The following is a 22,280-nucleotide window of genomic DNA, read 5'->3' on the forward strand; positions in this document are numbered from 1 at the left end:
GAGATGGAAGCGATAATTGTTGAAACTTCCGCATATGCTCATGCGTATAAATAGTAAAACTTTTAAGGGGATGATTTGATGGAAGATCGTAGAATTTTAAGTGCATTAAGCTATTTAAGCATTTTCTTCGCACCGTTTATAGCACCAATTATTATTTGGCTAGTTTCTCAAGATAGCGATGTTCGCCGTCATGCAAAGCGCGCTCTTATTTCACATATTATTCCAATTGGATTAGGCTTATTAGCAGGGGTTTTCTTCCTCTTTACAACAATTTTTGGCGGGGCTCAGGAAGACGCAACACTATTTTTCGCAGGCTTCGGCGGTATGCTACTTTACGGTCTAGTATATTTAGGCTTTGTCATTTGGAATATCGTGCAAGCTGTACTCGTATTCCGCAATGTTTAGTAAAAGCGAGTAGTTGGGTATACTAATAGTACTAGTACAAGCTGAAGTCAAAGGAGCGAATCAATTATGAAACTCGGTAAAATCGTGAAAACAGCTATTAAATGGGCACCTGTTGCATATCCAATTATAAAAAAAATATTAGATGATAAAAAACAGCAACCAACAGCAACTCGTCGTAAAAGTTAGTGTAAAATTAATGAAAAAGCCAAATGACTACAGAGCGCAACTTCTGTCATCATTTGGCTTTTCATTTTGTATTAACAGGTCATGGTAGTTTCACTTTATACAGGATGTAACCCTTGCGCTTTAATCGTTGTACGGCTAAAGCCTTCTTTTAATTTTTCAACTTGTAAAACTGCTGGTATCGCTGCCTTTAGCTCTGCTACATGTGAAATGACTCCAACCATCCGTCCTGATTTTTGCAAATCAATTAACGTATCAATGGCGCGCATTAAAGCTTCCTCATCAAGTGAACCAAAGCCTTCATCAATAAACATTGTATCGATTTGCACATTGCCTTGGAAGCTTTGGATAACATCTGCCATCCCTAATGCTAGACATAGAGAAGCATTGAACTTTTCCCCTCCTGATAATGATTTTACATCACGTGTTTGCCCTGTATAGCTATCATACACATCTAAGCTTAATCCACTTTGTCGGCCATGCGATTCTTGACGATTTGAACATACTAGCTGATATTGTCCATTCGATAAATGCTTCAAACGATGATTTGCTGCCTCCGTAATTTGCTCTAAATAACCAATTTGTACATAGCGCTCGAAGGAGATTTTTTTTGCATTTTGCCCACGCAATACATTGTATAACATGATAACCTCATTCGTTGTTTGTGTTAATGCATAAATTTCATCAGCTACTTGCAATAGCTTGTCTTTATAATCTAAACAAAGCTTTTGATAATGTTTCGAAGCATTCGCTGTTTTTAAAGCTTCTTCATACGCCTCTTTATATGTGAGTAATTGCTCTGTAGCTAATGTAATATCCGCCTTTTTGGCATCTGCTAATTGTGCTGTCTCTTGCTCGATAAAAACAGTTAAAGCATGTAACTCCTTCGCATAAGTCATATATTCCTGCTGTAATAATTGAATTTGCTGTTGTGTTCGACAACACTGAATAAATTCTTCCTCTGTCGCAAAGCCCAACGCCTCTCTTTTTTCATTAAACTGCGTCGTCACCGCTGCTAGCTTTTGCTGTAATTCTTCATAGTGTGCTGATGATAACGTATGTTTCTCCGCTATTTTTATATGCTCAGCCTGTAGCTCATCATAATTTTGCTGTGCTTTATTCAATGCTCGCTTGAGCGTCTGCAATGCTTGCTGCTTGTGCTCTATTATTTCCTCTAACTGTGCCAAGTTCTTCATTGCTGACGGTACATGCAAGTGCTTTTGCTGTAATACTGTTTGCTGTTGAATGAAGTCATTTTTCAGCGTCTGATATTGCTGCTCGCTGTCTTTTTGAGTTTGTTCAAGCATACTAATCGTCAGCTGCCATTCCTTCAACTGTTGACGGTTAGCCGTTAATTTTTGCGTTACTTGCTGGAATTGAGCTACTTCTGTCTTGTTTTGCTCATAGCACTCCTTATAAAAAAGCTCCTCGCTCTTTTCTACATCTAGCTGCTGAAGCTGTTCATATAGCTGTTCTTGCCCTTGAACAGTGAGGTTATACGCTGATGTTAATTGCATAAATTGCTGGTGAAGCTTATTCGCCTGCTCCTTTAATTGCTGAAGCTGTGGCTGCTCTATGAGCTCACTAGCATTGTCATTAATCGCTGGATGCTCTACACTGCCACAAACTGGGCAAGGCTCTCCAGCAACTAATTGCAATGCGAGTATATGCGCTTGGTTTGCAAGCCAGCGCTCCATTTTTTCATCATAGAGCATTTGTGCGTCATTATATTTTTGCCCTATATAAGAAAGCTGCTCTGTAAGCTGCTGCTCTGTTCTATTCATATCTGTAAGCTTTTCGAATAAAGCTACAACTTCCTTAAAACGTTGCTGTTGCTCTAATAATTTGGGTAGAGCAGCGACCTGCTCTTCTTGCTGTTCAATCACATATTGTTGCTCATTCAGTTGCAGCTTTAGCTTCTCCACTTGCCTATTATTTTTTTCTATCGTTTGCTGCTGACGCTCAAGCTCTTGTTGCTTTTTTTCCACCTCAGCTGTTAACAGCATGATTTCCTCATATAATGGTTTAATTTTCTCTAGCTGTAGCAGCTCTTGTTGATAAGCAATTCGTTCCTCTTCACGCTCTTTTTCTGCTTGCAATAGCTCATATGCTTGCTGCTGTGCTAGTTGCAATTGCTGCTGCTTCTCTAATAATACAGTTAACTGTGTTGATTTCCTTGTTACTTCATCCTTCAGCTGTGTACACTGCTCAGCAATCGGTAATAGCTGCTGTGCTTTCATTGCAGCTTCATATTCTTTTTTCTTGCTTTCAAATATAGCCTCATCTGCTTTTTTATTTATAAGCTCTTGCTGCTTTTTTTCAAAAAACTCAATTCTTTCATTTAGACGCTGCCATTCTAGCACAGCTTTTTGCTGCTCCTCATGCTTGGCAAATGCTTGCTGATAGAGCTGCTCATCAGCAGCTGCCTTCATTTCATAATATTGCAGCTCAGACGCTAATGCTTCATCTATTTGATATAAATTGGCCTCCCCATTCAAGCGTTCAAAAAGCTGCGAATCGCGCTCTGGCAGTGCTCCTGCAAGCTGCTCAACATAGCTTTCACTGCGAGCAACAGCCATTTTTTGCAGACGTTCTGCCTCCTGTTTTTTTGTTTCAAGCTTTTTTGCAATTTCCCCATAGCGCTCCGTCTTAAAAATTTTGCGCAAAATGGCCTCTTTATTATCCGATTGTGATGTTAATAGCTTACGAAACTCACCTTGTGGCAGCATAATAATTTGGCTAAATTGATCGTAGGATAAACCGATGAGCTCCTCAATTTTTTTATTAATTTCCGTCACCTTTTGTCGCTCGACAGCAGGCTTTTCTGTACCATTCTCCTGTATGTGCATAAATTCATAGGCTTCTCCACTCGCTGTTTTACGCCCTTTTTTAATATGTGCAAGCTGACGCTTTATTCGATATAGGTTACCACGTACTTCAAACACTAGCTCTACCGCTGTATGCACATCGTCCTCAGCAAAGTCGCTACGTATCGATTTATTTTCTTTACGATCTTGTCCACTAGCAACACCGTATAATGCAAAGGTAATACCATCAAAAATTGTCGTCTTCCCTGCACCTGTTTGCCCAGAAATGACGAATAAGCGATGCTTTTGTAGCTCTGTAAAATCGATGACCTCTTTTTTCTTAAAAGGACCAAATGCTTGCAATGTTAAACGAATTGGTTTCATTCCACCGTTTCCTCCTCGCGCTCTTCCTGTAACAGCTCCTGCAATGCCTCATCAAACAATTGAAGCGCATATTGCGAAGGTTCGTCTCCTGTCATTTCCTTCATAAAGCCTTGAAATAATGTGCGTTCATCCAATTGATCACGCATGATCACCTGTTCTTTCTCTCGTTCAACAACTATTGCCTTTCTCTCTACGTGCAATGCATTTTTATAAACGGTACGAATTTGCTCCATAGCCCCTATAACAGGAGTTATGTCTGTCAAACGAATGAAAACATAGTCCTCACTTTTTTTATGCTGCAAAATCTCCTGTAATGTGCCTTCTACAATACGTAAATTACGACGTGGAATAAGCGGTTGTTTTGTCACCGTTACTATGCCATCAGCAGCTAAATCAATTATCAAAAAGCCTTTTTCATGTGCTGCTTCAGATATAGAATATTTAAGTGGTGAGCCCGCATAACGAATCGTCTCATTCAACACATAGTGCGCCTGATGCAAATGCCCTAATGCTGTGTAGTGAAATGGAGCAAAATAATGTGCATCAACACATTCCGAGCCACCAATTGCAAGCGGGCGCTCCGAGTCGCTCGTATTCTCTTGCTTTTCTCCATTCGGTGTCACAAAGGCATGAGCAATCGCCACATGACGTGCATTAGCATCTAAAGTTGGTGTAATTTGTTCAATTGTTTTTTTCATTGCATCATCGTATGTAAGTATTGTGCTCTCTTGTAACACGGCCTTTACTGTTGCAGGCTCAGCAAACGGAATGAGATGAAAATGAACTTCACCATGCTCATCATTTAACACGACAGGTCTCCGGTGCTCACTAAAATCGCCAGCAATATGTAATCCAGCTTGCTCCATTAATTGCTGCCCAAATCTTAGACGCGTTGGACTATCATGATTTCCTGCGATAGCTAGCACAGGGATTTTTCGTTGCAACGTAATTTTATTCAATATATCATCTAATAAATCGACCGCCTCTACTGGTGGAATTGCTCGATCATACAAATCACCTGCAATAATCACGACATCTGGCTGTTCTTCGTCAATTGCTGCAATAAACTGCTCCAATATAAAGCGCTGATCCTCTGTCATATGAACGCCTTGAACAAGCTTTCCTAAATGCCAATCGGCTGTATGGAAAATTTTCACTATTACCACCTTCTTTATAGTTAATTTCTGCTTTAAATATTAGCTGTCTCAAAGTAATAGTACCATCAAATTATACCTTAGTATAATGACATCCATTAAAGAATATTTACATGTTTCTAGCTGATTAACATTAAGCTTTTTAAATTTAGTAATGTTAAAATAATCTAATTCAGCTATAGTTATATGTAATAGATTCTATATTTTGTTATTTAAGAGGGTGTGTTTAAATTATTACTTTTTGGCTATTAACACTATTCACTGTGATTTTCTTACACTACCAGTTTAACTTCGGAAAAGAAGGTAAAACTAAACAAGCATTCGCACTGGCTATTATTTATACTATGATTTCATTTTGTTTTGCTGATAATAAACTTCTTTTTATAGCTTTAATGTATGTAATTATAGCTATGTGGATTATTACTTTTGTATCCATCTTCAAAAAATAATAAGTTGAAATCTTAAGGATTTTATGGTAAAATATTGTTATTATGTTATTTGAAGGTGAAATTATGAAGAAAATTATTGCTTCAGTTTTTTGTGCCGCTGTATTACTTATAGGATCAACTGGTGCTTTTGCTGGGGAAGTTAATCCTTATTACGGAGCAATACATTGTGGCAAGAGTGCTGGTCCTTGTCCATTTGCATAATTTTAAAAGATAAAAGTTTATAGTAAGTGTATTAAAAAGCCACGAATCCTGATTTAACAGTGTTTGTGGCTTTTTCTATGGAGATTATTTATACAGTTTGCATAAAAAGAAAAACTGCAAGGAATCGAGCTCCCTACAGCTTGTCTTTTTAGTAATTCGGTTGCATTTTACCGTTCGTGATATCTTCCATGTAATGACACGCAGCTTGATGTCCTTCTTTCATCAAATTAGATGTGCGCAATAGCGGCTCCTCAGTACGACATTTATCTGTCGCAAATGGGCAACGTGTATGGAAGCGACAACCATTTGGTGGATCGATTGGTGAAGGGACATCACCTTTTAAAATAATACGCTCTTTTTTCGCATCTGGATCTGGCACAGGAATCGCCGATAATAATGCTTTCGTATATGGGTGCTGTGGATTTTCAAATAAGCTAACCTTATCCGCAATCTCCACAATTTTCCCTAAGTACATTACGATAATGCGATCTGAAATATGACGTACTACACCTAAATCATGAGAAATAAATAAATATGTTAAACCATATTCATTTTGTAATTCCTCTAATAAATTTAATACTTGTGCTTGAATTGATACGTCGAGTGCAGATACAGCTTCATCACAAATAATCAGCTTTGGATTTACAGAAAGAGCACGTGCAATACCGATACGTTGACGTTGACCTCCTGAAAACTCATGTGGATAACGGTCTGCCTGATATGGACGTAAGCCTACTGTTTCCAATAACTCCTCGATACGTGCACGACGCTGATTCGGCGGTAAAACATTTTGAATTTGCATCGCCTCATTCAATACAGCTGCTACTGTTTGGCGCGGATTGATTGAAGCGTAAGGGTCCTGGAAAATGATTTGTAAATCTTTACGGAACTTACGCATTTCTTTTTTCGAAATTTTAGTCAAATCAGTACCTTGGAACTCTACAACGCCCTCCGTTGGCTCCTCTAATCGTAAAATAGCACGTCCAGTTGTTGATTTCCCACAGCCTGATTCTCCTACGATACTTACAGTTTCACCTTCGTAAATCGTGAATGTCACGCCATCTAACGCTTTTACATGATTTACTGTACGTCCAAGAAATCCACCTTTAATCGGAAAATACTGCTTTAACCCCTCAACCTTTAACAGTTCTTTTTTCGCCATATAGCGTCACCTCCGAATCGCCGTCCCACTCATCTGAATACATCCAGCAACGAATTTGCTCATTTGCTCCGATAGTTTCAAGAGTTGGTGGCTTACTATGACAGCCTTGCGTAGCTACTGGGCAACGCGGTGCAAAACGACAACCTACAGGCATTTCATGTGGGCTAGGAACCATCCCTTTAATCGGAATTAGCTGTTCTTGGTCCACATCATGACGAGGCAATGAATTTAATAGTCCTAATGTATATGGATGCTTTGGATTTTTAAAGAGTGAACGTACATCTGAATACTCTACTACTTGACCTGCATACATAACCGCAACATAATCACATGTTTCTGCAACAACGCCTAAATCATGTGTAATCATAATAACAGACATACCTAAACGATCTTGCAAATCACGAATCAGCTCTAAAATTTGCGCTTGAATTGTTACGTCAAGTGCTGTTGTTGGCTCGTCCGCGATTAAAATTTCTGGATCACACGCAAGTGCCATTGCGATCATTACACGTTGACGCATCCCTCCTGAAAGCTCATGCGGGTACTGTTTGACACGCTTTTCCGGAGAAGGGATACCTACTAGCTTTAACATTTCTACAGATTGCTTTAGCGCCTCTTGCTTTGAAATCTTTTTATGAATAATCAGCGTTTCACTAATTTGCTGACCTACCGTATAAACAGGATTTAACGATGTCATCGGCTCCTGGAAAATCATTGAAATTTGATTCCCACGAATATCGCGCATCTGTTTATCTGTTAATTTTAGTAAATCCTTTCCTTTGAAAAGAATTTCACCTTCTCGTACCTTCCCGTTTTTGGCAAGAAGACGAAGGATAGATAAGGAAGTAATACTTTTACCTGACCCTGACTCCCCTACAATACCAATCGTTTTTCCTTTTGGTACAACAAAGCTTACACCATCAACTGCACGTACCTCTCCACCATCGGTACTAAAGACTGTTTGCAAGTTATTCACTTCTAAAATATTGTCTAATTGTTGTGTCACAATGATTCACCTCATTTCACTTTCAACTAATTCAAGTCAATTCGTTTATTTAATAATTTGTATGAAACATCTACGAGTAAGTTTACAAGTACGAAAATTACTGATATGACGAGTACCGTTCCTTGTACAATTGGGAAGTCCCGTTGCCTAATCGCATCAATTGTTAAACGCCCCATACCGTTAATTGCAAAAATCGTTTCTGTTAATACTGCTCCACCTAAGAAACCACCAAATTCAAGACCAATTACTGTTACAACAGGAATTAAAGCGTTTTTAAGTGCGTGACGGTAAATAACGATACGTTCTGAAACCCCTTTTGCACGAGCTGTACGAATATAATCCTGCCCAATAACTTCAAGCATCGAGGAACGTGTCATACGTGCGATAATCGCTGCCCCACCTGTACCTAATGTAATAACTGGTAGCACCATCTGTCGCCATGATTCTCCCCAACCAGATGGCCGCATTTGCACAATGTTAAATAGCCATTCAGGCATGTCCGTACCAAAAGGTAAGTTTCCTAGTGCGAACCATTGAATTAATACTAAGCCGAGCCAAAAGTTTGGCATCGATAAGCCAAATAACGCGATAATCATTATGAAAATATCCGTTAAAGTGTAATGACGTACAGCGGAAATAATACCTGCGATTAAGCCGATAAATACCGCTACAATTGTTGAGTATATTGCTAATTCAACCGTAATCCAAAAACGTGCCGAAATTTCATCCATTACAGGTCGCCCTGTGCGCACAGAATTTCCTAAGTCACCCTTTACTGCACTTGTAATAAAGCGTCCATACTGTACATATGCAGGGTCGTTTAACCCTAATTTTTCACGTAAGTTTTCAATTGTTTGCTCTGAAGCACCTTCACCAGCCATTACGCGTGCAGGATCTCCAGGAATAAGGAACATCAATGAAAATACTAAAATCGATACCCCAATTAATACTGGAATCGTTTGTAACAAACGACGAATAATATATTTTGTCATAGCTGCCCCTCCTTTATTGCTTCATTTTTGGATCTAGTGCATCACGTAGACCATCTCCGAATATATTAAATGCTAATACAACAATAATAATCATCATTCCTGGGAACATTACCATATGGCTTGCATTATGCATATAAGTACGTCCATCGTTTAACATTGCACCCCATTCTGGAGCTGGCGGTTGTGCACCTAGACCTAAGAAAGCTAAGCCAGAGGCAGTTAAAATAGCTGTTGCAATACGCATCGTTGCTTGAACGATAATCGGTGACATAATATTCGGTAAAATATGTAGGAAAATAATACGTCCATCACTCGCACCGAGCGCCTTCACAGCATCAATATATTCCAATTTTTTCACCTGTAGCGTAGACCCTCGAACAATTCGAGCAAATGCTGGTACAGAGAAAATACCTACCGCAATAATTACATTTGTTAAACTACCACCCAATACAGATACGATAGCTAATGCTAATAAAATACCTGGGAAAGCTAATAAAACATCCATAATACGCATTGTGATCGTATCAACCATGCCACCGTAGTAGCCTGCTACAATTCCTAATACGACACCCGCAACGCCTCCAATAAATACGGATAAAAATCCAACTTTCAATGTTAGCTGTGTACCGAAAATGATACGAGTAAAAATATCTCGTCCGAAGTTATCTGTTCCAAACCAGTGCTCTTTTGAAGGTGGTTGGAGTTTATTTATTAAATCTTGTGCATTCGGATCTGTTTTCATAAATAGCGGACCGATTATGCCAACTATTATGATGAACAAAATAATTAAGCCTCCGACTACTGCGGCTTTATTTTTCAGCAATCTTTTTGAGAAGGTTTTAAAAGCTTCTACTCGTGGATTACTTCTTGCTTGCGTTTGTACCTTTTCAGTTTGCACGCTCATTGTGACCATCCTTTCATTAATCGAATTTTTCAGATAATTTTTTACCCTTGTGCCTTTGTTAACCTTTTTGCAAATTACCCCTCAAATTTATTTATGCAAACCTGTAACATCGGCAAAATCTTTTCTTCATCCTGCTACCTCTATTGCCGATGATTTAAAATATTTGCTGTCGATGATGCCCTACTTTCGTACTAAAAAAATAGTTAATACAAAAAATGTAGGCAATCACACTATTTTCGTACAAGAAGGAATATTGCTGAATCAAGATAAAGATTACATTAGTATGAATAACAGTATAGCTATGAATATAGCGTTTTTTCAATAGTTTTTTGATTGTTCTAAAATATAATATTACTTTTTGGCGAATAATTTCTTTTCTAAAGTCTATTGTGTTTTGTTGTCGAAACCTGTAAAAATGTATGTTTTGAAAAGGTTTACTCTTTCATCTATTTTATAGTATTAACTTTTTATAAACAACGTAATTAAAAGAAAAATCTCTATTTTTAAACAATTTATTGCCTGCTTAGAGGGAGGTATGGTATATTCTAACCAGATGTTACAACCTTGTAATATTCTAGAATAATTTTTCCAAGGGGGATTTTCCGTATGACATTTTCAAAAAAGTCATTATGGCTACTCTTCTTAACTTTAACGTTAACACTTGTTTTAGCAGCATGTGGTAGCGGTGATAAAGAAGAGGCAGAGAAAGAAGGCACTTCAAATGAAGGCACAAAAACAGAAGGCACTGATACATCTGGGGAAAGTGGTGGCGATTTAATTATTGCTGAGTTATCGGATGCTTCATCATTAGACCCACACGGTTCAAATGATGTTCCATCTTCAAATGTTCAAGGTCAAATTTATGAAACTTTAGTTGTTCGTGATGCAAACGGCGACCTAGCTCCTGGCTTAGCAGAGTCATGGTCACAAGTTGATGAATTAACTTGGGAATTTAAACTACGCACTGGCGTAACTTTCCATGACGGTGAAGCTTTCAATGCGGAAGCAGTAAAGAAAAACTTTGATCGTCTTTTAGACCCTGTTGTCGCTTCTCCACGTGCATTTTTATATGAAATGGTAACAGAAGTAAACGTTATTGATGAAACAACTGTACAATTTGTAACAGAATATCCATTCTCACCGTTACTTGCCCACTTAACACATAACGGTGGTGGCATCATTTCTCCAAAATCGATTGATGAGGATTATGCAGCAATTTCAGGCGATACGCTTGCAGGTTCTGTTATCGCTACAGCACCAGTTGGTACTGGTCCATTCAAATTCGTATCTTGGGCGCCAGGTAACGAAATTAAACTTGAAAAAAATCCAAGCTACTGGGGTACACCAGCACATATTGATAGTGTAACAATTAAAGTTATTCCAGAAATGGCTACACGTGTTGCTGAGCTACAATCAGGTAATGCACATATTATTGGTACTGTTGAACCAGCTCAAGTAGCAAATGTTAATGGTTCAGGTGTTGCAACAGTTGATGAAACAGCATCAAGTTCTTTAACATATGTTGGTTTTAATACAACTAAAGCACCATTCGATAATCCACTTGTACGTCAAGCAATTTCAAAAGCAATTGATCGTCAAACAATCATTGATGGTCTTTACGAAGGTTTCGGTATTCCTGCAATTAGCCCACTTTCACCAGGAATCTTTGGCTATACAGAAGATGTGACACCAACAGATTTCAACATTGAAGAAGCGAAAGCTTTACTTGCTGAAGCTGGCTATGCTGATGGCTTTAAAACAACACTTTGGACAAATGATAATCCAGTTCGTCAAAATGTTGCAGTTGTTTTACAGGATGCTTTAAAGCAGTTAAATATTGATGTAAGCATTGAAGTAATGGAATTTGGTGCATATTTAGAGAAAACGGCTGCTGGTGAGCATGAAATGTTCATCTTAGGATGGTCAAACAGCACAGGTGATGCTGACTACGGTCTATATGCATTATTCCACTCATCACAACACGGTGACCCAGGTAACCGTTCATTCTACACAAACTCAGAGGTAGATGCTTTATTGGATGCTGGTCGTCGTGAAGCAGATCAAGATGCACGTCTAGGTATTTACAAAGATGCAATCCAAATGATCTCAGAAGATGCACCTATGGCATTCGTTTTACACCCATCAGTTTTAACTGGTGTATCTGATAAAGTGACAGGCTTCCGCGTAACTGCTGATAGCATGTACCACTTAAAAGACGTTAAAATTAACAACTAATTAAAAAAATAAGGGTGTCTGAAAAGTAGGCTAATATAATACGCCGCTTTTTCAGACACCCTTTTACTTTTTAATTAAAATCCCATCTCAATATAGCTTTTCAAAGCGGGCTATTGATCCCCTCAGTAAGGGCTCATTCGTAAATCTTTTTCTTGTTTTGTTTTACTTTGCTCCGCTTGTATAAGCTGTTCAAAGCTTATTGGATTCGGCTTTGGCAACATCGTTTTTTCTAAAAATGTACCATTATATTGCTGCAAAAATGCATTGGCCATTGTTAAATAGCCATCCATTGTTGGATGAACATCTGCCGCATTTGGTAAATACTTATTGAAATTAGAGTCAACTTCAATAAAAGAGGCACCATGCTCCTCCGCTTGTTGCTGTAATATGGTATTTAATAATTGTAATTGTTGTGCTGTCCCTTCCCTTTGCGTAGGGTGCACATGACTGTACGGAAAATAATAGCCCATGACATAAATTTCAGCATTTGGTGCAGCTTCAGTTAATTGTTGTAACAGCTTGCCCATATTTTGTCGCACTTGATTCAATGAAAAATCAGCAGCTAGTTGCGAGAACGTTAATGTTCCCTCCTGTGGTCGATGCTGAACGATTTGTAATAAATCGTTTGCTCCTGCTGAAATCGTAATTAATGTCGCTTTTGATAATAAGCTTTTCGCATCAGGCTGTTCGATACGCTGTAAAACATTTGCCACTGTATAGCCTGGAAATGTTAGCTCCTTCGAATACAACTGAATATCATTGTCACAGCTTAATCGGAGTGCAATTAAATCGGTATAACCTGTATCAATTTGTCGATAAGGTGTTTGCCCCGCTGCTAGTGAATCCCCTAACGGTATATATATTTCCTGTGCCTCTACCTTTGTCGCACTTACTATTAGCAAAAGTAACACAAGCCATTTTTTCATCGCTAAAACGCCCAGCTTCCTTGACGGAAAATCGGCTCAACAGTGCCATCTGCTAGCTCACCATCAATATCCATCTCACCACTGCCAATCATAAAATCCTCATGCGTAATCGATGTATTAATGCCTAACGCTTCAAGCTGACCTTCCTCAAGCTCACGCCCACCTTCATAGCACGTTGGATACGCTTCACCAATTGCTAAATGGTTCGATGCATTTTCATCAAACAATGTGTTGTAATATAAAATATTAGATGCTGAAATAGGTGATTCATGTGGCACTAAAGCAACCTCACCTAAATAAGCTGATCCTTCATCTGCACTAATTAGCTCCTGTAACAGATCATTGCCTACTTCTGCCTGTGCCTTGATGATTTTTCCCGCTTCAAATGTCAGCATAAATTGATCAATAATATTGCCTTTATAAACAAGCGGCTTCGTGTTTGATACAGTACCGTTTACACCATATTTCGCTGGCAAAGTGTATACTTCTTCTGTTGGCATATTTGCAATAAAAATTGTGCCCTGTGGCGTTTTGCTGCTACCACATTGCCAAATATGCTTATCTGGCAGCTCAATTGTTAAATCTGTACCTGGCGCTTTATAGTGGAGCTTTTTATATTTTTTATTATTTAACTGTGCCGCTCTTGCTTCCAAGCTTGCTACATGGTTTTGCCATTTATCTACAGCATTCCCTTTTCCAATATGCACTGTGGCAAAAATCGCTTCCCATAATGCATTTACCTGCTCATTTGCTGGTAAGTTTGGGAATACTTTTGCCGCCCATTTCACAGATGGCACCGCAATAATTGACCATGCGATATCATCGTTCATTACTGCTTTACGATAATTCACGAGCGCTGTGCCCGATGCTTTTTGCTGTGCAGCTAGCTTTGTCACATCAATACCTGCTAATAAATCTGGGTCCTCTGCATCAATCCACAATAATGCACCTTGGCGTGCAATCAATTCTTCACGCTGCGCCACAATCCATTTTGGAAACTTCTCAATCTCCTCAGTTGTTGCATGCTCAAAAAATGCGCGCTCAAATGTTGCATCTGTTAAATTCACATGCACACGCCCTGCACCAGCCTCATATGCTTTTTGTACAACTAAGCGAGTAAAATCAAGCGTATCTGTTGATGTATTAATTAATAAATATTGTCCTTGCTGAATGTTGACACCCACACGCACAGCAAGCTCTGCGAATTCCGCTAATTTCTCCTCAAATGTCATCATATATACCCCTTTTATTTATTAGATTTTTTTCCTTTTTTAATGCTTGGAGTAGGTGTAGCGATTGTTTTCGCATTCCCTTCAATAAGCTCTGCTTTATGCCATATTTTTTGTACGGCCTTCAAGTCTAATTCACGTAGCCATTTTTTATACGTTTTTTCATCTCGGTAGGATAAAAGTGTTAGCACTTCTCCATCTGCCCCAGCACGTCCTGTACGCCCTGAGCGATGCGTATATTGCTCTATTGTCCGCGGCACATCTACATGGATAACATGTGTTAAACCTGTAATATCCAATCCTCGTGCTGCGATATCTGTTGCAATTAAAATGCGTGCATCACCTTTACGGAATGCCTCAAGCGTTTTTTGGCGCTCTTCCTTCTTCATATCGGAATGCAGTGCAACAATTGGTGCATCTTTATAGGCTAATTTATTTTGCTTCATCAACACTTGGTCAATATTATTAACAAACGCTAATGCTCGTACACCTGAAATATTCGCTAAGCGACGCAATAAATCCGTTTTATCACGCTCATCAACCTTGACATAAGAATGAACAATTTTACCTACCTTTACCATATCCTCAGGCTTAATTTTAATATGTATCGGCTCAAACATTAATCGCTCCGCTACAATTTCAATTTCCTCTGTAATCGTCGCTGATACGACAACGACTTGACGTCCATATGCTGCACCATCGATAAACGATTTAACAACAACGCGGTATTCACGGCTTAATAGCTGGTCACATTCATCAAGTACGACTGTTTCTATTTCCTTTAATTTTAGCTTTCCTGAACGTGCTAGCTCATTTAAACGACCTGGTGTACCAACAACAATTGTTGGCTTCTTTTTCAGCTTTTCGATTTGACGAGCTGAATTAGCTCCACCAATTAATTGCTGTACTGTAATATCTGTTCCTACGATCCATTCACGAATTACATTAACGATTTGCATTGCCAACTCCTGTGACGGTGCAACAATCAATGCTTGTGTTTGCTTTTTACTACCACTCACTTTGTTTAAGATTGGTAGCACATAGGCTAATGTTTTCCCAGAGCCAGTAGGTGATTCTGCTACAATATCTTTACCATCTAACATTGCAGGAATCATTTCCTGTTGAATTTTCATTTCATGTGAAAATGTCCATTTTTTTTGTAACGCCTCATTCAATAATTGAATTGCCGACATGATTATACCCACCTTTATCCTACTTACTGTATTAGTTAGTGTATCATATTTCTTTGTGAAAAAGGGTTTAGTGAAAAGCCCCTTTTATATTGAAGTAAGGCTGTTTGAAAAGATAGTTCCTTTCAAACAGCCCCTTCTTTAAAGCACTACTTCATAGCCACATGCAATAATTGCTGCATCTGCCAACACGAGTAATGAGTCGATGTAACGTTGTCCTAAATGTAGCTCTTTATTAATGATAGATAGCTCCGTACAGCCTAAAACAATGAGATCACACTGCTGTCGCAACATCTCCTCTTCAATGGGCTGCCATAGCTCCTTACTTACAGGTTGTCCTGCTTTTACGTAATCATAAATAGCAGACATCACTTGCTGTTGAACTTCCTTGCTTGGCAAAATTGGTTGAATATCCACCTCAAGCAATGCTTGCTGATATACTTCAGCCGCAAGTGTACCATCTGTTGCTAAAATACCCACACGCTTTGCCCCTAGCTCCTGTGCATGTTTTGCTGTTTCTCGAATCATATGCAAGATTGGGACTGGGCAAGCCTCCTGCATTTTGTCATAAAATGTATGTGCTGTATTGCAAGGAATACAAATAATATCTGCCCCATACGCAGCCAGCTTCTGTGCATCATGCTGTAACACTGGAATTGGGTTCGGCTTTGCTGGATCTAAAATATAGGCAGTACGATCAGGTATTGCCGTATCATTATCAATGATTATATGGACATGCTCCTGATCCTTGCTTGCCTTCGTACGGCGCACGATCATTTCACCAATAAACATCGTTGCAAGTGGACCAACACCACCAATAATTCCTAACGTCTTTTTCATTTACTCACTCAAACCTTTATTGTTAAAGTATTTCTTATATTTACGATAATAATTCAAGCTATTAAGTGTTAGCTTTATCCAACGCTTGGCATTCATATCTTTATCATAAAATAATGAATTTGTGAACTTCCCTTGGCGAATTAAGCTTTTGGCTTCCATTTTCATCTTTTCATTTGAAGCATATTTAAATAGGACACCTTTGGGAATAATCATCCATAAATGAGCGTTATCTGCATATGTTAGCTGTTGTTTAATATTTAGCATATGATCATCAGCAACATATTTCATTAAATTGTAGCCTGCTGCTGTTACGTAGTAGCTTGAGCGTCCGTTGCGTAAGTTGATTTCAAATAGCTTATATTGCCCATCACGTGTGTCATACTTCATATCGAAATTGGCAAAGCCTATGTAGCCAATGTCCTCTAAAAAGGCGCGTACTTGATCCATCAGCTCTTTATCAAAGGTCGTAATAATTGCCGCATAGCTGCCAATTCCTTCTGGTGAATGCTCTTCTAATATAGGATTTCCTAAGCACATTAGCTTTACTTTGCCGTCTTTTCCGACATATGCATTTAACACGCGCATATATGAATCATCGCCTGGAATAAACTCTTGAACAATTAACGTATCCTGATAGCTCGATTGGTAAATCGCCTTTAAAATAGCAGTTTTTTCTGCCTCATCATGCGCTACAAACACTTTCTTTTTCCCTGGGAATGAGCATGCCCAATATGCCACTGAGTTGGAAGCTTTAATGATAATTGGATAGCTGAATGGCGGTTCGAAGTGTTCATAGTTTTCTACTGTCACCGTTGTTGTCCCTGGGTATTTAAAGCCATATTTATCACACATTTTATAGAAGTTTTCCTTCAATAAAATTTGATCCATTAGCTCCTCATCAATGTATGGCACTGTGAAATATTGTTGTAAGGCTTGTTTATTTTTAATAATTAATTTTGCATAGTCGTCACCACATGCTAATAATAAAAGCCTTTTGCCTTCATATTGCTGTGCGACTTTTTCTAATGCTGGTAAAAAAATCTCATCTTCGTTTAAGCGGTCAATTGCTTGAAATGTTAAAATATTGCTATCTTGCGTAGCTGTTAAATGGGAACGTCCTAAAACAAGTGGACGAATACCGTAGGCCTCAAAAAAAGAACGGGCCATGCCGTAAGCGTTCATATCTGATCCTAATAATATTGGTAAAAATGGTTGTTCCATTGATTTTTTCAACTCACTTTAAATTTATAGTATGGACTTTAGTTTATCATATTTTAGCGATTCATTATGTAAAAAACTGCGCACAAATAGACAAAAACAAGCTATTATAGTTATATCAAAAAAAGCTAGGTGATACGATGGGACAATCTACCGAACTGTTACAAGCACTCGAATTAGAAATTAAGCAAACATTAAACTTACTTATTCAACTAGCTATTGAGGAAAAGCATGCTGAGATGAATACCGCTTTCGCAAAATTGCTTGCCAAAGTACAGGCAGGAGGTTTAATTGATTATCAGCTCAACGTACTTGTAGAGCCACAAACTTGCAATATAGAAACATCTCTTTTGCTACAAAGCTTGCAGGAGGCAAAATCAAAGCCGCGTAAAAAGCATAAACTACTCACACATCGCATGATTTTGAAAATATGGCTACGAAAAAATCCACTTTTTAGAAAAGAATTTCTACCACAAATGTTTTAACGTGCGTGTTAAAAATGAGAGCATCTAATTCAGACGCTCTCATTTTATTTTTTAGGCTCATATTGTTTCACTTCCCATTGTTTGTACCAGTTTGTTATTTCTTTATCTGGCTCTGCTGCGAGCTGCTCCTCTAGCATTTGCTTTAGCAGCATGTACTGACGCTCAACAGATTTTGGAGCATCAATTGCATCATATAGCTTCATTAACATAAAATAATATGATTCGTCATCGGGATTCAAATTTTGTAGTTTTTTAACAACAGTAATTGCTGACTCATACTTCCCCTCATCTGTATAAAACCTACTTAACTGTAATGTGTGCTCGATCCACAGTTGCTTTAAATGCTCCCGTTCACTTTCTATCCAAATATAATCACAATCATTTAATAAATGCTCTTTATATCCATTTACTACTTGTTCATGCTGATTACATGTGTCAATTGAAAGAATAGGCAGTGCTTTAAGCTGTTTCAACCATTCATTGACATCAATGAATACATTGCCGAGCTGCAATTGATAACCTGCATCAAATGTTGGGCTGGAAATATAAATATCGAGCAAATTATATTTTTTTAATGTTTGACGAATTGTAGATATAGTTGTATACAGCTGACTAACTGCTTTATTCATATCAATCCCTTCCCAGAACATTTCAAGCAATGTGTCTCTCAAAATTGTTTTTTGCTGGTTTAATAGCATATAAATAAAAACTTCCTTTGCTTTCGCTGTACGCCATTTCATAGGCTGCACTTGCCCGTTTGCCAATACTACCTTCAAGCCTCCAAAAAGCTGTAGCAATGTGCTATTGTTTTTAGAAACCCTTCTATTACTATAGATTAATTGCAATCTAGCCATTGTTTTATGTAATCGCTCTTTACGTACAGGCTTTAGCATATAGTCAATCGCATGTACATTAAAGGCATCAATTGCATAACGATCGTATGCGGTAAGAAAAACAATCTCAACCTCTGGCTTGATAGCCTGTATTTTTTCTGCAAGCTCTAAACCATTCAAAGCAGGCATTTTAATATCTAAAAATACAATATCTGGCTGTAACTCTGCTATATTGCTTAGCGCTTCTAACGGATTCGTAAATTCACCAACAATGTATAATGGCTGTATTTCACACTTTACTAATAAACTTTTTAAACGCTTAATAGATAAAGCTTCATCATCTACAAGTATTACTCTCAAGAAACACCCTCCCACTCCAATAAAATATAACTAATATATTGGTTATATAACAAATTATTACACAATCAACTCTCATCCAAAAAAAGAGCATGAATCTAATCAAACACTAAAAGGAATAATTAGGTATTTTCATTGAAATATTATTCACTTGGTTAACTTTAATTTTTAATGTAACATATTATATATATCGAACGTATAGCTATTATTTTATTAGTAAATTGAAGTATTTCAAGAAAGAAAAAATGGAGTTAATTTTTTATGATAACTAACAAACAAAAAATTCACCAATTTATTCAATTCATAATAATATTTTCAATATTTTTTTCATTACTATTTTTCTTACGCTTCAACTCACTACATAACTTCTCTGTTTCCACAGAAGCAAGCATTAAAAAAGGGGTACTTGATTTTGAACAAATTCATAGAGTACAAAGCTTTCAAATGCATTTAGATGGGGAATGGCTTTTGTATCCTAACACTTTGCTTATTGCAAGGGACATAAGGGAGCACAGTACACCTGTTTATACCAATATCCCTGAAACGTGGGACCCATATATAAAGCCTGAACAAGATTATGCCCCCCACGGCTCATACTATTTGAAAATCATTAATGTACCTGACGTAAAGGTTGTTTATAGCTTAACAATTCCTGCTAGTCTTTCGCCATATATGCTTTATGTTAATAATAAATATACTAACCATTATGGTAAACCGACGTTAAATCCTAGAACGCCTTCTGATGACCCTAGGCCTATTACTTATCATTTTTCATTACAGCCTGGAGACAATGAAATTATTATTGCTGGCTTTCACATGAACCAATACATGCCGGGCGGTTTAACAACATCGCTTACTTTTGGTGATTCACATTCATTAGAAATAGCAAAGTGGCATGCTATTATCGCACAAATAATTATTTGTGCATTTATTATCTTTTATTTTTCATGTGCGATTTTACTATTTATTATTGGAATTAAAAGAAGTACAGTAGCCTATTTTTTACTAGCAGTCATATCTATATTTATTACAATTGTTCTTTCAAATGATAGGCTATTACTTTGGTATGTCAAAATAGATTGGCTGTCAGCGGCGAAAATATTGCACTTCTCTTATGTCATGGCGCTATTTTGGTTTATTTTATTTTTCAATGAGTTAATGAAGAAATACATTCATTCGAAAATATCAAACGTGATTGCTATTATTTGTTTAGCTTATTTATTATTATGTGCAATGCTACCTGTTAGCTTTATTTATTATACGAAAGTTATGTTCTCTGCATTTTTTATTGTTGTTTTAATGATAATGGCTATTATGATTTATAAAATCGCTTTCCGTAAATATAAAGGATATATGATGCTACTTTTAGCTGTTGCAGCTCTAATGAATCATTGTGTATTTTTCATTAGTCATTATTTCACGAAGAAGCTTGATTTTTTCTATCCGTTCGATTTATTCATTGCAATGACAGCATTATTAGCCTTTTTATTTATAGATTATTTTTATAAATCATCGAAATCAAAGCAATTGGCTATGCAGCTTCAACAAGAACTGTATCGTAAGGATGACTTTCTTGCGAGCACATCACATGAGTTGCGCGCACCTTTACAGCATATGCTAAGTATTACACAGTCTTTATTAGCAAAAAAAGAACAGCAGGACTTGAGATTATTAGTAACAATCGGACAGCATATGTCGCTAATGCTCGATAATTTACTAGATTTGATTTATTTAAAAGAGCAATCAATTAAGCTGCAATTTAAGCCTGTCAATGTAAATTATATCGCTACAAGTGTCTGTGATATGTTAAACCATACCATTAACAATAAACCCATTGACTTCATGATTGATTTACCAGAAAATTTACCACCTGTGCTTGTTGATGAGAATCGGCTTATACAAGTTTTTATTAACTTAATTCATAATGCCATTAAATTTACAGAGGAAGGCTCTATTACACTGCAAGCAAAAGTAATAGGCAATCAGTTATATATATCGATCACAGATACAGGTATTGGAATTGAGAAAAATAAACAAGCTCTCATTTTTGATCCGTATGAGCAACTTAATAATGAAGCACAGCTTGGTCTTGGACTTGGCTTAAGTATTAGTAAAGAAATTATTGAATTACATGGTGGTGCTATTCAAGTTACATCAAATATTGGTGAAGGCTCTACATTTACATTTTCTTTGCCGATTGCTAAAGGACTAACAGCTTCACAAAATAGGCCAATAATAGAGCAGAGTCAGGCACTCTCGAAATATATCTTTTTACAAAATGATTTGTCTGAAATAGAGAAGGAGCTCGCCGTTTCCACTAGTGAGCAGCTATCGATTGTTCATCAAGCACAAATTTTGCTTGTCGATGCAGATCCTTTAAGCTTACAAGTATTATTAAAGGCATTAACAACCGATTTTTATAAAATTGAAACAGCTACAAATGGCGTAGATGCACTTGCTAAAATTCAAAGGAAAAACTTTGATTTAGTTATATCAGATACGGCCTTGCCACAAATGTCAGGCTATGAATTAGCAAAGCAAATTCGTCAACGCTTTTCAATTTCTGAGCTACCTATTTTGTTTTTAACGATGCGTCAACAAAGTGAGGATATTCGATTAGCATTTTTAAATGGTGCTAATGACTATGTGAGAAAGCCAATTGAATATATTGAATTGAAGTCTCGTGTTGATGCATTAATTCAAGTAAAGCAATCAAGCGAAGAGCGCTTGCGATTTGAGGCTGCATGGCTGCAAGCTCAAATTCAGCCACACTTTTTCTTTAACACATTAAACGCCATTATTTCATTGTATGGTGTGGATAACGAAAAAATGGAAGAACTATTATTCGCTTTCAATGACTATTTACAAATGAGCTTTAATTTTGAAAATGTGGACTTGCTTGTGCCTCTTGATTATGAGCTACAGCTTGTGCGTTCTTATATGGCTATTGAACAAATTCGCTTTGAGGAGCGCATTCAAATAATATGGGACATTCCGAATGATATTGCCTTTTCTGTCCCTCCACTTGCATTGCAAACACTTGTTGAAAATGCAGTGCGTCACGGTATACTAAATCGCCCTGAAGGTGGAACAGTGACATTACGAATTACAGAGCGAGAGGCTTGTTATGTAGTAGAAATTATTGATGATGGCATTGGCTTTAATCCGGAGCTGCTTGATAGAAAAGAAAGCGTCGGGCTTTTTAATACGGAGCAGCGTTTAAAGCAATTATTCGGCACAACGCTAACAATTGATAGCATTATCGGTAAAGGAACTACCGTTTCCTTTTCAATACCGAAAAAATCGAATTTCTACTGAAT

The 22,280-nt window shown here is 37.5% G+C and carries 17 protein-coding genes; 5 read left to right on the forward strand and 12 right to left on the reverse strand.

Annotated elements, in window-relative coordinates; genetic code table 11:
• Positions 1–78: 78 nt before the first annotated feature.
• Positions 79–405, forward strand: a complete 327-nt coding sequence (locus M3Z76_RS06745; protein ID WP_293923729.1) for a magnetosome magnetite crystal formation protein family — start codon at positions 79–81, stop codon at positions 403–405.
• Positions 406–686: 281 nt separating this feature from the next.
• On the opposite strand, the gene M3Z76_RS06755 is transcribed toward M3Z76_RS06745, so the two are convergent.
• Both M3Z76_RS06755 and M3Z76_RS06760 read right to left on the reverse strand, forming a co-directional pair.
• Complete coding sequence (locus M3Z76_RS06755) at positions 687–3,779, reverse strand: AAA family ATPase (RefSeq protein WP_293923733.1); 3,093 nt, start codon at positions 3,777–3,779, stop codon at positions 687–689.
• Positions 3,776–4,936, reverse strand: coding sequence for an exonuclease SbcCD subunit D (locus M3Z76_RS06760; RefSeq protein ID WP_293923736.1), 1,161 nt, complete (start codon positions 4,934–4,936; stop codon positions 3,776–3,778). The genes M3Z76_RS06755 and M3Z76_RS06760 overlap by 4 nt, the downstream gene beginning before the upstream one ends.
• Before the next feature lie 509 nt (positions 4,937–5,445).
• Here M3Z76_RS06760 and M3Z76_RS06765 point away from each other — a divergent pair.
• Entirely contained in the window at positions 5,446–5,583 is a 138-nt protein-coding gene (locus M3Z76_RS06765) for a hypothetical protein (RefSeq protein WP_293923738.1), read from the forward strand.
• A 148-nt stretch (positions 5,584–5,731) separates the two neighbouring features.
• On the opposite strand, the gene M3Z76_RS06770 is transcribed toward M3Z76_RS06765, so the two are convergent.
• The 4 genes from M3Z76_RS06770 to nikC are packed head-to-tail and all read right to left on the reverse strand — an operon-like array spanning position 5,732 to position 9,647.
• Complete coding sequence (locus M3Z76_RS06770; RefSeq protein WP_293923739.1) at positions 5,732–6,745, reverse strand: ABC transporter ATP-binding protein; 1,014 nt, start codon at positions 6,743–6,745, stop codon at positions 5,732–5,734.
• Positions 6,717–7,751, reverse strand: a complete 1,035-nt coding sequence (locus M3Z76_RS06775) for an ABC transporter ATP-binding protein (protein ID WP_293923742.1) — start codon at positions 7,749–7,751, stop codon at positions 6,717–6,719. Before M3Z76_RS06775 ends, M3Z76_RS06770 begins: the two co-directional genes overlap by 29 nt.
• Positions 7,752–7,777: 26 nt before the next feature.
• Complete coding sequence (locus tag M3Z76_RS06780; RefSeq protein WP_293923745.1) at positions 7,778–8,743, reverse strand: ABC transporter permease; 966 nt, start codon at positions 8,741–8,743, stop codon at positions 7,778–7,780.
• A 13-nt stretch (positions 8,744–8,756) separates the two neighbouring features.
• Entirely contained in the window at positions 8,757–9,647 is an 891-nt protein-coding gene (gene nikC / locus M3Z76_RS06785) for a nickel transporter permease (RefSeq protein WP_293923748.1), read from the reverse strand.
• A gap of 606 nt (positions 9,648–10,253) precedes the next feature.
• Between nikC and M3Z76_RS06790 the strand changes: the two genes are divergently transcribed.
• Positions 10,254–11,882: a glutathione ABC transporter substrate-binding protein gene (locus M3Z76_RS06790; RefSeq protein ID WP_293923750.1), complete on the forward strand. Its 1,629-nt coding sequence runs from the start codon at positions 10,254–10,256 to the stop codon at positions 11,880–11,882.
• A 122-nt stretch (positions 11,883–12,004) separates the two neighbouring features.
• On the opposite strand, the gene M3Z76_RS06795 is transcribed toward M3Z76_RS06790, so the two are convergent.
• From M3Z76_RS06795 to M3Z76_RS06815, 5 genes are all read right to left on the reverse strand, one after another.
• Positions 12,005–12,808 (reverse strand): SGNH/GDSL hydrolase family protein, encoded by an 804-nt coding sequence (locus tag M3Z76_RS06795; protein ID WP_293923753.1) that lies wholly within the window; start codon positions 12,806–12,808, stop codon positions 12,005–12,007.
• A 2-nt stretch (positions 12,809–12,810) separates the two neighbouring features.
• Complete coding sequence (locus M3Z76_RS06800) at positions 12,811–14,040, reverse strand: aminopeptidase (protein WP_293923938.1); 1,230 nt, start codon at positions 14,038–14,040, stop codon at positions 12,811–12,813.
• A 14-nt stretch (positions 14,041–14,054) separates the two neighbouring features.
• The gene (locus M3Z76_RS06805) at positions 14,055–15,230 is read right to left on the reverse strand and encodes a DEAD/DEAH box helicase (protein ID WP_293923754.1); all 1,176 of its coding nucleotides are present in this window, start codon (positions 15,228–15,230) and stop codon (positions 14,055–14,057) included.
• Between the two features lie 138 nt (positions 15,231–15,368).
• Positions 15,369–16,067 carry a cysteate racemase gene (cuyB, locus tag M3Z76_RS06810; protein WP_293923757.1) on the reverse strand — a complete coding sequence of 233 codons (699 nt, stop codon included), beginning with the start codon at positions 16,065–16,067 and terminating at the stop codon, positions 15,369–15,371.
• Complete coding sequence (locus M3Z76_RS06815; RefSeq protein ID WP_293923760.1) at positions 16,068–17,288, reverse strand: carboxylate--amine ligase; 1,221 nt, start codon at positions 17,286–17,288, stop codon at positions 16,068–16,070.
• Between the two features lie 137 nt (positions 17,289–17,425).
• Here M3Z76_RS06815 and M3Z76_RS06820 point away from each other — a divergent pair, with 137 nt between their 5' ends.
• The gene (locus tag M3Z76_RS06820) at positions 17,426–17,770 is read left to right on the forward strand and encodes a hypothetical protein (RefSeq protein WP_293923763.1); all 345 of its coding nucleotides are present in this window, start codon (positions 17,426–17,428) and stop codon (positions 17,768–17,770) included.
• A 44-nt stretch (positions 17,771–17,814) separates the two neighbouring features.
• Here M3Z76_RS06820 and M3Z76_RS06825 read toward each other — a convergent pair whose 3' ends face one another.
• A complete protein-coding gene (locus tag M3Z76_RS06825) occupies positions 17,815–18,963 on the reverse strand; it encodes a response regulator (RefSeq protein ID WP_293923765.1) in 1,149 nt (382 codons plus the stop codon).
• Between the two features lie 258 nt (positions 18,964–19,221).
• Here M3Z76_RS06825 and M3Z76_RS06830 point away from each other — a divergent pair, with 258 nt between their 5' ends.
• Complete coding sequence (locus M3Z76_RS06830; RefSeq protein ID WP_293923767.1) at positions 19,222–22,278, forward strand: sensor histidine kinase; 3,057 nt, start codon at positions 19,222–19,224, stop codon at positions 22,276–22,278.
• Positions 22,279–22,280: the final 2 nt, after the last annotated feature.

The sequence above is a fragment of the Metasolibacillus sp. genome, assembly GCF_025291715.1.
GTDB lineage: Bacteria > Bacillota > Bacilli > Bacillales_A > Planococcaceae > Metasolibacillus > Metasolibacillus louembei.